The following is a 10,646-nucleotide window of genomic DNA, read 5'->3' on the forward strand; positions in this document are numbered from 1 at the left end:
TTCCCTTTTTACCCAACTGTAGCACAGCATTGGCGATTAAGGCTGTTTCATTTTTAATTTTTAATACTATCTCACCTCAGCAACAGGGAGAGCAGAAACCAACTTTTTATTACTTGGCTGTCGCACTGGAATCTCGATCGCAAATTCTGCACCCTCTCCTGGTGTAGAAATGCAGGACAACTGACCGCTGTGTTTTTCTACTACAATCTGATAGCTAATTGATAACCCTAAACCCGTTCCCTTGCCTACTTCTTTAGTAGTAAAAAAGGGATCGAATAGCTTACCGCGCACTTCTTCACTCATCCCAGGGCCGTTATCTATAATTTTAATCGCGATCTGATTACAGTCAAGCGCTTCAGTACGAATCCAAATTGTAGGTAATTGAGAATTCAGTGTTGGGGATTGTTTGTCTTCCTGTTTCTGCTTAACTCTTAGCTCATATAAAGCATCAATAGCATTAGCAAGTAGATTCATAAAGACTTGGTTCAACTGTCCGGGGCAACACTCTATTAAAGGCAAGTTACCGTAGTCTTTAATAACTTGAATACCTAACTCTTCTGGTTTCTCCTTAAGATTATTTTGCAGGATTAACAGTGTATTTTCAATACCTTCATGAATGTCAACTTCCTTGACTTCCGATTCGTCGAGGCGTGAGAAGTTTCGTAAGGACAAGACAATAGAGCGAATTCGCTCAGTTCCTACTTTCATTGAAGACAGCAACTTCGGCAAGTCTTCACTCATAAATGCCAAATCTATATTGTCTATTTGATCTTGAATTTCTGGGGATGGTTTGGGATAGTATTTCTGGTAAAGTTTCACTAAGCGAAGCAAATCTAGAGCATAGTCACTAGCATAGCTAATATTGCCATGAATAAAATTGATAGGATTGTTGATTTCGTGAGCAACACCGGCTACCATTTGACCTAGAGAGGACATTTTTTCAGTTTGGATCAGATGAGTTTGAGTTTTTTGTAACTGCTGCAAAGTCTGTTCTAATTGTTCTGCTTGAGCTTGAGCATGGAAAGCTACTTGGCGAGTTTGATTGTAGAGTTCAGCTTGATCGAGTGCGATCGCCAATTGATTTGTTACTGCTTGTAAAAGCTCTACTTCACTGTCTGGCCACACTCGCAGACAACTATGATGCGTGCAGGCTAAAACTCCTATTTCTCCCGACTGAGTTTGAATTGGCAACGACAGATAAGAAGTGATGCCGAAAGATAGTAAAAAATCCTCCATTTCTGGCTCAGACTTACTATAATCGTTGACTCGGATGATTTTTAGTTGTAGTAAACTGTCTGTCCAACTACCGATTTGTTCCGCAGGATAGGAGCCAATATAACTCTCTAAAATTGGATCTTTAGCTTCATTCACTACTTCCCAATAGCATTTTTCTATCGTCAATATTTTACATTCTGGGAGGAAATTATCGGTCGCAGTAGTAAAACAATCGATTGACAAAGTTTCTGCATCAGAGTCAGAGTTTGTAGTTTTTGCAAGTATAATTTCTGCCGCAGAGTGGGCTGTTAATGCTTTTGTTTCTGGGCGATACCAGAGAAAATAGCAACGGTCAATTTGTAATAAATTTCTGATTTCATTTACTGTTGTTTGGAGGATAGTGTCGAGGTCTAAAGAATTGCGAATTTGACTAGCTAAACGGTTGAGTAATTCTTCGTGTTTAGCAAGTTGCCTAAATTGAACTTCCGACTGCTGAAGTGCTAGCTGAACTTGTTTGCGATCGCTAACATCTACTGCTAGGCCAATTAAACCCATAACCTTGCCAGAATCGCATTTAATCTTAGCTTTGATAATTTCTAAATCGTGAAATCTACCATCTACAAAAGGTAGACTTTCTTCTGAGTGATGAGGTATATCTTGATTCCAACAAGCTGTATCAGATGCCATACAATTTAGTGATTCTTCTTTCCCCAAAATTTCTGAATAGTGGGGAAGCTCTAAAAATCGAGACTCAGTAACTCCAACATTTTCGCAGAAAGTCTTGTTAACAAATTGCATTTGCCCTTTTGTATCTGTCATCCAAATCCAAATCGGAGCGTGGTCTAAAATAGCTCTCAATGTGCGCTTTTGGTTGACCAGTCCTTCCTCTGCTCGCACTCTATCGCTGATATCTAGAACTAGCGACAAAATTGATACTAAACTTCCAGATTCATCCATGAAAGCAGAGTTATACCAATCGCAGTAAATAATAGAATTATTCTTAGTATAGTTGCGGTGTCTGCTAATGTTACGGGGTTCGCTACCGTAGAGAAGTTTTAGCATGATAATGCTGACGGCTTCGGCATCTTCAGGATGAATTAATTGCCATTCACTAGGGTGTTTGCCTAGCACTTCATCAGCTTTCCAACCAAAGATTTTTTCGGCTTGCCATGACCACCGCTTTACTCGAAGTTCACTATCCCATTCTACCACCGCAACAGGTGAATTTTCAACATGAAAATTCAATTGCTGGTAAGCTCTATCTAGTTCTAACCTTGCCTGTTGGCGATCCTTAATTTCTGTTTCTAGTTTCCTGTTAACTGTTGCTAGTTGTTCTGGACTTGGAAGAGCTAAGATTTTAGGAATTAACCACACTAATAGTACGGCTACACAGGCAGAAATAATAGCTGTAATCGCATTGAGAAAGCCTGCTAGCCAATAAGTAGGATGCCATAGCGTCCAGATATTCATTAGGTGTCCCGTGCCACAGGCAACAATGAAACTGCCAAACAAAAGAAATATCCAGTCGAAAGGCAAATCACCGCGCTTGCGGACTAAATGTACTAACGTCAGGGGAATTGAATAGTAGGAGAGGGCGATTACTGCATCCGAAACTACGTGAAGCCTCACTAATCCGGGTTTCCAGAGGTAGCAATGACCGTGAGGAATAAATTGTCCTGCGGTAAAAAAATTATGCCAATTATCGAGCATGATTCTTGCCTTTACTTTGCCAGTTATTAACAGCCGCTAAGTAGATGATAATTAAAAAGGATTGGCTGGTGTAGTGCTTTATATCACAGCCTACCATTGTAAACGACAAATCGCTTTACCAAAGGAGACACTTAGATGGTTGGCATTATAAATGCGGTTTTATTACCCTTTATGGCTTAGAATGTCAATATTTTATTATTTTGTATTAATGTTTACTTGCTAGACAGTAAGTATTGCTGATGGCTAATGGCTAATTGCTAATTGCTAATGGCTAATTGCTAATGGCTAATTGCTAATGGCTAATTGCTAATGGCTAATTGCTAATGGCTAATTGATAATTGCTTACCTGATTGTTTTATAATGAGGATCTGACCAAGATTTTCCTCTGCAATTTTCCTATGGCCACAGAACTTGAGACTGAACTGCAAACCGCTGTTGAGCGTCGGCGCAACTTTGCGATTATCTCCCATCCCGACGCGGGTAAAACCACTCTGACAGAAAAATTACTGCTGTACGGAGGTGCAATTCACGAAGCGGGTGCAGTCAAGGCGCGGCGTGCCCAGCGTCATGCTACCTCAGACTGGATGGCGATGGAACAACAACGGGGAATTTCAATTACTTCTACAGTGTTGCAGTTCGAGTATCAAAAGTATCAGATTAATTTGCTGGATACTCCGGGACACCAAGATTTTAGTGAGGATACTTACAGAACTTTGGCTGCGGCTGATAATGCGGTGATGCTGGAAGATGCGGCGAAAGGTTTGGAACCACAAACCCGGAAATTATTTGAAGTTTGTCGGATGCGTGGTTTGCCGATATTTACATTTTTCAATAAACTCGACAGACCAGGGAGAGAACCGCTGGAATTGTTGGATGAAATTGAGAAAGAATTGGGTTTGCAAACTTATGCGGTGAATTGGCCCATTGGAATGGGCGATCGCTTTAAAGGCGTTTACGATCGCCGCGAAGGTAAAATTCACTTATTTGAGCGTGCGGGACACGGTTCGCGGGAAGCGATCGATACAGTTATAGACTTAGGCGATCCGCGTATTGAAGAACTCTTAGAAAAAGACCTTTACTATCAACTTAAAGATGATTTGGAACTATTAGAAGCTGTGGGTTCCGAACTGGATTTAGAGTTAGTCCGCGCTGGTAAAATGACACCTGTATTCTTTGGTAGTGCCATGAGTAACTTTGGCGTTGAGTTATTTTTGGATGCCTTTTTAGATTATGCTCTCAAACCTGGAACTCACAAAAGCACGGTCGGAGAAATGCCACCAACTTACCCAGATTTTACTGGTTTTGTGTTTAAGCTGCAAGCAAATATGGACCCGAAACACCGAGATCGGGTGGCATTTATTCGGGTTTGTACGGGCAAATTTGAGAAAGATATGACGGTAAATCATGCTCGGACTGGTAAAGTTGTGCGGTTGTCAAGACCTCAAAAATTATTTGCTCAAGATCGCGAATCTATAGAAGTTGCTTATCCTGGGGATGTAATTGGTTTGAATAATCCGGGAGTATTTGCAATTGGGGATACGATTTACAACGGTCAAAAACTAGAGTATGAAGGCATACCGTGTTTTTCACCAGAACTTTTTGCCTATTTGAGAAATCCTAACCCTTCCAAATTTAAGCAGTTTCGGAAAGGGGTTTCTGAGTTACAAGAAGAAGGTGCAGTACAAATTATGTACTCGGCAGATGAGGCTAAACGCGATCCAATTTTGGCCGCAGTTGGGCAATTACAATTTGAAGTAGTGCAATTCCGAATGCAAAATGAATATGGTGTAGAATCCACTTTGGAATTGTTACCTTTTACCGTTGCTCGTTGGGTTGATGGCGGTTGGGATGCACTGCAAAAAGTTGGACGATTATTTAATACTGTAACAGTAAAAGATGGCTGGGGAAGACCAGTTTTGCTGTTTAGGAATGAATGGAATTGTCAACAGGTGGAAGGCGATCATCCTGAGTTAAAATTGAACAAGATTGCACCTGTAGTTTCTGGTTTAGAAGTTGGCAGCGATAATTGAATTGCTAATTGCTAATGGCTAATGGCTAATTGCTAATTGGGAAAAAATTCTCCCCTCTCCGCGTCTCCCCCTCTCCCAGTCTCTCAGTCTCCCCCTCTCTCCCTTCCTTCTTCCTTAAAATAATTACAAATTTTAAGGTCTAGGCTATCTTGGAAAAGACGCTATCAAAGGCAATTTTATGGCATCTCCTACTAATCCCCATCTACCAGATTCATCCATTCAACCCTCTCTTGAAGATGGGTTAGCAGCGTTAAAAGCTAAAGATTATCCACGTGCGATCGCACATCTAGAAGCCATTGCTAAAGCAGAGGCGAATCAGCGATCGGGTTTGCGGGCACAGATGGGATTGGTAATTGCCTATAAAAAGACTGGGAAAGTCAAAGATGCGATCGCACTCTGTTCTAGCTTAACTAAAAGTTCCAACAGTCAGGCAAAAGCTTGGGCCGAGAAAACATTAAAAGATTTAGTCAAGCGTAATCTACCAAAGGTAGCGGGGGAGCGGGGGAGCGAGGAAAAGCAAGATGGGGGGAATTTACCTTTAGAATTGCCAGCGTCTAAAGAAATATTATCAGTTGAAACTGGGTTTATTCCGTTTGAAACGCCAACGATCGCATCTCAACCGACAACAACCTCTTCTTCTGAAACAATACCAAACTCTGACTTAACAGGATTTGTGCCCTTTGATGCGACTGCGATGCCAAATGTTGCAGGTAAAATCATTAAACAGCAGACTATTTCCCCGCCGTCACCAACTTCTCAAGTACCTAATCTTAATAAGATTTCTGGGCAGAAAGATACAGAAATAACGCCGCCAATATCTCTCAAAGCTGATGTCGATATTGACTCAAATCTTGTTAATTCCTCTGATTCCTTGGAGACTTTACCCATCTCACCAGAGGAAGAACAAAGTCGCGAAAATAATCCACACTTAGCAACAGATTCCAGTATTGAAAGTAGTAACTATCAACTAACTTGGCGCAACAGCGATCGCGCTCAGAAATGGCGACCCCTCAAACGCCTGAAATTTGGTCGTTTTTGGTTTGAGCAAATAGCAACAGCGATCGCTCTATTTTTGGTGACTGTCACCGTTGTCAAATTTATTCTAACTACTGTTAATGCTGTATTACTTCAATTTTATCTATTAACAAAGATTCCTTTATTAAAGCCAATTCAGCTTTTTTATCTCAACCCCGCACCATTTTTACAATTCACCTTTGGATTACTTTTATTTCTCTCTCCCTGGTTAATGGATGCACTTTTAAAACAGTTTCACGGATTGCAACCACTACCCATGACCAGTTTATTTAATTATAGTAAAGAAGCTAATGGGGTATTGCGAAGTTTTTGCCGAAAAAGAGATTTGCCTGTACCGACGATCAAAGTTTTACCTACAAGTGTTCCCATTGCTATGACTTATGGTTGCTTGCCAAGATTCGCGCGAATTGTAGTCAGTCAGGGGTTGTTAGAACAACTTTCGGCAGATGAAATTGCCGCTGTTTTTGCCCGCGAGTTGGGCCATATTGTTCACTGGGATTTTGCAGTAATGTCATTGGCAACAATGGTGATTCAGGTTCCCTATACTATCTACTGGCAAGCTGGATATTGGGGCGATCGCGTCAAAAATTTGCCAAATATTCCTCAATCTATCCGAGGATTCCTAATCCCTTTTTTGCGAGGGGTAGCGATCGCTATTTCCTCAGCGAGTTATGGCATCTTTTGGCTGCTGCGGTGGCCCGTTTTGTGGCTATCACGCCGACGGGTTTATTATAGCGATCGCCTCGCCGCTGACATTACAGGTAATCCTAACGCTCTGACTCGCGCGATCGCGAAAATGGCGATCGGTATTGCAGAAGATGTCCGCCAACAGCAGCAAATATCTTATCTGCTCGAAGGCTTTGAATTTTTGACACCCTTGGGTATCAAACAAGCCGTTACACTGGGTTCTACCGCCTCCCTCGCGCCTCTGGAAACCCTTTTACAATGGGATGTACACAACCCTTACCGCAAGTGGTTAGAAGTCAATAATAGCCATCCTTTAATCGGAGAACGCTTACATTTGTTAACCCTCTACGCCCAGCACTGGAAACTAGAAACTGAGCTCGATTTAGCCACTAAGCCAGAAGGGGGGCGAGGGGGCAATTCTCAATTACCAATTACCAAATACCAATTACCAACACTTCTGTTACAAGGTGCTCCTTTCTTTGGCATTCCCATGAGTTTAGCGATCGCGGGTGGGATTTGGTTGATTGGGTGGATTTTCTCTCTTTTCGACATTTGGCAACTGGATTGGCTAAAAGGCGATCGCGGCATTCTGATCGGCTGCTTACCCATTGGCTTTAGCCTCGGCACTCTCATCCGTATTAACTACTTCTTTCCTGACATTAAACCCTCTACGACCTCAGAACCAACGATCGCAGACATATTATCTAACCCAGAAACTTTGCCCCTAGATAGCCAACCTGTCCAACTCCAAGGCAAGCTTCTCGGCAAAAGCGGCATCAACAACTGGCTGGGACAAGATTTAATGCTGGAAACTGCGACGGGCTTAGTGACATTACACCATCTTTCAATACTCGGCCCCATTGGCAATCTTTGGCCGGTGCCAACCCGTCCCTCCGATTTAATCGGAAAATCGGTTATTGCCACTGGGTGGCTCAGGCGAGGGGCAACGGTGGCGATCGAACTGGAAAACCTGCGGACTGAAAGCGGCAGAACCAGCTACAGCGCACCCCCAATCTGGTCTACAATTTTAGCCTTTGCCGCCGCCCTTTGGGGAGCCTACATCATCTTTAATAGCGGGAGGTAAGCTGCTACGCAGCTAAACCGGACAAACAGCATTACCTTTATTTTTAATTTTTCGCTCCCATTCAATTACAAGTTCTCCTTCGTTTAATAATTTATGCAGCAATTTTTCTAATTGTTCTACTGATTCAAATAGTCGATGGACTATATATTCTTTTGCTGAATGCCACACCAATTCAATTAAAGCTTAGCAATCCCAAACCCCTGCGTTGGCGTAGCCTGCCCGAAGGGCTTATGCTTCGCTGGGCTCGCAATGACATTATTTATTTTTGTCCAACTACTTATCACCTTCAAATCGAGCAAAGGCACTCGGATAAGCCGCCCAAACCTTACCTACAAAATCCCTCAATTGCCTATGAGCAATCACAGCATCCTTCCCTTCACTATCTAGCGACTGCAACTCAGTCAAAAGCGGAATTACCTCCGTATCAAGAGCCAACCGAAATAAACTCAAAGGCCACAACAAATCCGAGCCATCCCGCAAATCCCATAAATTATGCTCCTCATGGAGAAACGAACTTTCATCACAGACCAATACTACTAACATTAACGGTCGTACCCAGCATAACCGACGTGCCGACACTACTTGAATTACATCAGCATAAAGGCACGCATCTCCAAATTCTAAACATACAATCTGGCTAGGCCCAAAATTAGAGACAGAATCAATTAACGCAGACATCAGGGAACAAATACATATCTTTAATCATCATAGAAAACAACTCACTCCCGATCTATTCTCTTGAGAGCCGTTTCTAAATCAGCAGTGAGAGATTGTGCATCCTTTTTTCCTGAACCAGTGCAGTAATCAGCCGCCGACAGCGGAGCAGCGATCGTAATTTTCACACGAGAACCCCAGCGAGGAATGCAGGGATGGTAGCGAATGCTCATAGGTACAACTTTAACACCCAGACCGGGGTGACTCGACTCTGCTTGAATCGCCATACGGGCCAATCCTGGTTTCAGAGGGTGAACTTGCCGATCTTGGTAGATAGCGCCTTCAGGAAAAATGACCAACATTTGTCGATCGAGGAGAAGCTCTACCCCATGACGGAGAGTCGCGATCGCCGGATGCTTAGGATCGACTGGAAATCCCCCCAACCGCCTGATAAACCAACCTTGCAATCCTTTCACCTCATTTACCGAAACCATAAATCGCAGATCTCTACCCGTAACATATCGCCCAGTAGAATAAGGCAGCATCTGAGAATCCCAGCGAGAGCGGTGAGTAGGAGCCAAAATTACAGGCCCTTCCCTAGGAATGTGCTCCTGTCCGATCGCCTCAATACTACGAAAATAAAAAGGCAGGATAAGGTAGCGGCCCAGAGGATAAACCAACGGGGCTAACCAAGGAGAAACGTGAGAATTAATTGATGTCGCCTTGGCAGGCATTTGCGTTTCTAGGGATGAATTACTGGAGTCAAAAGCGATCATGGCAGTGTAGCTTAAAGCAATCAAGCTTTTCTAAGGACTTTCTGACTCTACACTAAGTTTTTTAACGGCCCTTTTGGGAAACAACAGGGCCACTTTTGCTATTGTCATTCAATTAAATCCGTTATCTATCCGTTGCTAGCTCTTAGCTTGCTCGCGACGCTTTACAAACCACGATTGTAACTGTTCGCGACACTCAGACTCCAGAATCCCGCCAAGTACAGGCAAGCGGTGATAGGAGCAGCCACTATCAGGTATATTGGCAACAGTTCTGATTGTGCCAGATTTTGGATCGTCCACTCCATAGACCAGTAAACCGATTCGGGCTTGTACGATCGCCCCAGCGCACATCGGACAAGGCTCTAAAGTAACGTAGAGCGTACAAGCATTGAGATGCCAATTTTGTAGAGCAATTCCAGCCGCCCGTAGAGCTAAAATTTCAGCATGAGCTGTAGGATCGCAATCTCGCTCTCGCCGATTTTGTGCCTCTGCAATCAACTCGCCGCGATCGTCAACGATCGCAGCACCCACCGGTACTTCCCCAGCCTCTCCAGCCTCCTGTGCCAATTTTATAGCTCTACTCATCCACTGGCGATGAATCAGGTATATAGGATTGCACATAGGCAGGCGATTTTTGTAGTCGATCATACTTGTGTAACAGAAAACACTTAAGATGATTAGATTAGGTTGCGATCGTCGGGTGCTAAATCGACAATTATTTAAAATTATGGATACTTCGCTGATTGGCTTAGAAGTTGTTGAGCTCTTGTCCCGGATCAGCGGACAGAGGCTCCGCCCACAAGATGTCTCCCCTCTAGTAGTCTTCCTGACTGCTCTGATTTCTATTTTACGGGGAGTGATTATTATAGATAAGACGGTTGCTGTTGAAGAAGAAGAACGGCTCCAAAAAACGCTTAAAGCTTTTGTCAATGCAGAGCGCGACCACGTTCAACTGATTCAGCGCATCCTCAAAGGTGTTGCTAAGCAGCAGGTTTATTTCAATCCTAGCGAACTGGTAACGCTGACGGCTTTATTTTCAGACTCAGAAAAATTGCTCTTAATTGCCTTTGGCTACGAAATGTCAGCCGCCGACGGAGATTTTGACCTACGAGAGCAGATGTATTTACAATCTATTGGTCACAGGCTCGGTATTGACTATCGCCACACCACAGTTCTAGATGCTGTATTTGCAAAAGAAGGAACTATCGATCCCGATGCTTTGGCGGAGGTTCAAAGTTTACTCGACCCCGCTGAGTTTGAGGCTCACAATCCCGTATTCGCTAAAGCCGCAAAGCATTTGGCTTCTTTGTTGCAGTCTAAGGGTAATTGTTAACTGTTAACTGTTAACTGTTAACTGTTAACAGATAATTGGTAATTGGTAATTGGTAACTGGTAATTGCTAATTAGAATTGCTACCTTCCCCTTCCCCTTCCCCTTCCCCTTCCCCTTCCCCTTCCC

At 43.3% G+C, this 10,646-nt stretch carries 7 protein-coding genes and 1 pseudogene; 3 read left to right on the forward strand and 5 right to left on the reverse strand.

What is annotated here, in order from left to right; translation table 11 throughout:
* Window positions 1–66: 66 nt before the first annotated feature.
* Window positions 67–2,925, reverse strand: coding sequence for a PAS domain S-box protein (locus PY364_RS06895; RefSeq protein ID WP_275521494.1), 2,859 nt, complete (start codon window positions 2,923–2,925; stop codon window positions 67–69).
* A gap of 398 nt (window positions 2,926–3,323) precedes the next feature.
* Here PY364_RS06895 and prfC point away from each other — a divergent pair, with 398 nt between their 5' ends.
* The gene (gene prfC / locus PY364_RS06900; RefSeq protein WP_275521495.1) at window positions 3,324–4,955 is read left to right on the forward strand and encodes a peptide chain release factor 3; all 1,632 of its coding nucleotides are present in this window, start codon (window positions 3,324–3,326) and stop codon (window positions 4,953–4,955) included.
* A gap of 178 nt (window positions 4,956–5,133) precedes the next feature.
* Complete coding sequence (locus PY364_RS06905; protein WP_275521496.1) at window positions 5,134–7,761, forward strand: zinc metalloprotease HtpX; 2,628 nt, start codon at window positions 5,134–5,136, stop codon at window positions 7,759–7,761.
* Between the two features lie 12 nt (window positions 7,762–7,773).
* Here the strand turns inward: PY364_RS06905 and PY364_RS06910 are convergent.
* The 4 genes and pseudogenes from PY364_RS06910 to tadA all read right to left on the reverse strand — a co-directional run.
* Window positions 7,774–7,941, reverse strand: a pseudogene (locus PY364_RS06910) (IS630 family transposase); the annotation flags it as partial.
* A gap of 93 nt (window positions 7,942–8,034) precedes the next feature.
* Window positions 8,035–8,439 (reverse strand): hypothetical protein, encoded by a 405-nt coding sequence (locus PY364_RS06915; protein WP_275521497.1) that lies wholly within the window; start codon window positions 8,437–8,439, stop codon window positions 8,035–8,037.
* Between the two features lie 41 nt (window positions 8,440–8,480).
* Window positions 8,481–9,191, reverse strand: coding sequence for a lysophospholipid acyltransferase family protein (locus PY364_RS06920; protein WP_275521498.1), 711 nt, complete (start codon window positions 9,189–9,191; stop codon window positions 8,481–8,483).
* A 135-nt stretch (window positions 9,192–9,326) separates the two neighbouring features.
* On the reverse strand, window positions 9,327–9,836 hold the full coding sequence (gene tadA / locus PY364_RS06925; RefSeq protein ID WP_275521499.1) for a tRNA adenosine(34) deaminase TadA: 510 nt from the start codon (window positions 9,834–9,836) through the stop codon (window positions 9,327–9,329).
* Window positions 9,837–9,861: 25 nt separating this feature from the next.
* On the opposite strand from tadA, the gene PY364_RS06930 reads away from it, so the two are divergent.
* Window positions 9,862–10,521, forward strand: coding sequence for a TerB family tellurite resistance protein (locus PY364_RS06930; protein ID WP_275521500.1), 660 nt, complete (start codon window positions 9,862–9,864; stop codon window positions 10,519–10,521).
* The last annotated feature ends 125 nt before the right edge of the window (window positions 10,522–10,646 follow it).

Source organism: Kamptonema sp. UHCC 0994 (genome assembly GCF_029167235.1).
Lineage (GTDB): Bacteria > Cyanobacteriota > Cyanobacteriia > Cyanobacteriales > Microcoleaceae > Kamptonema.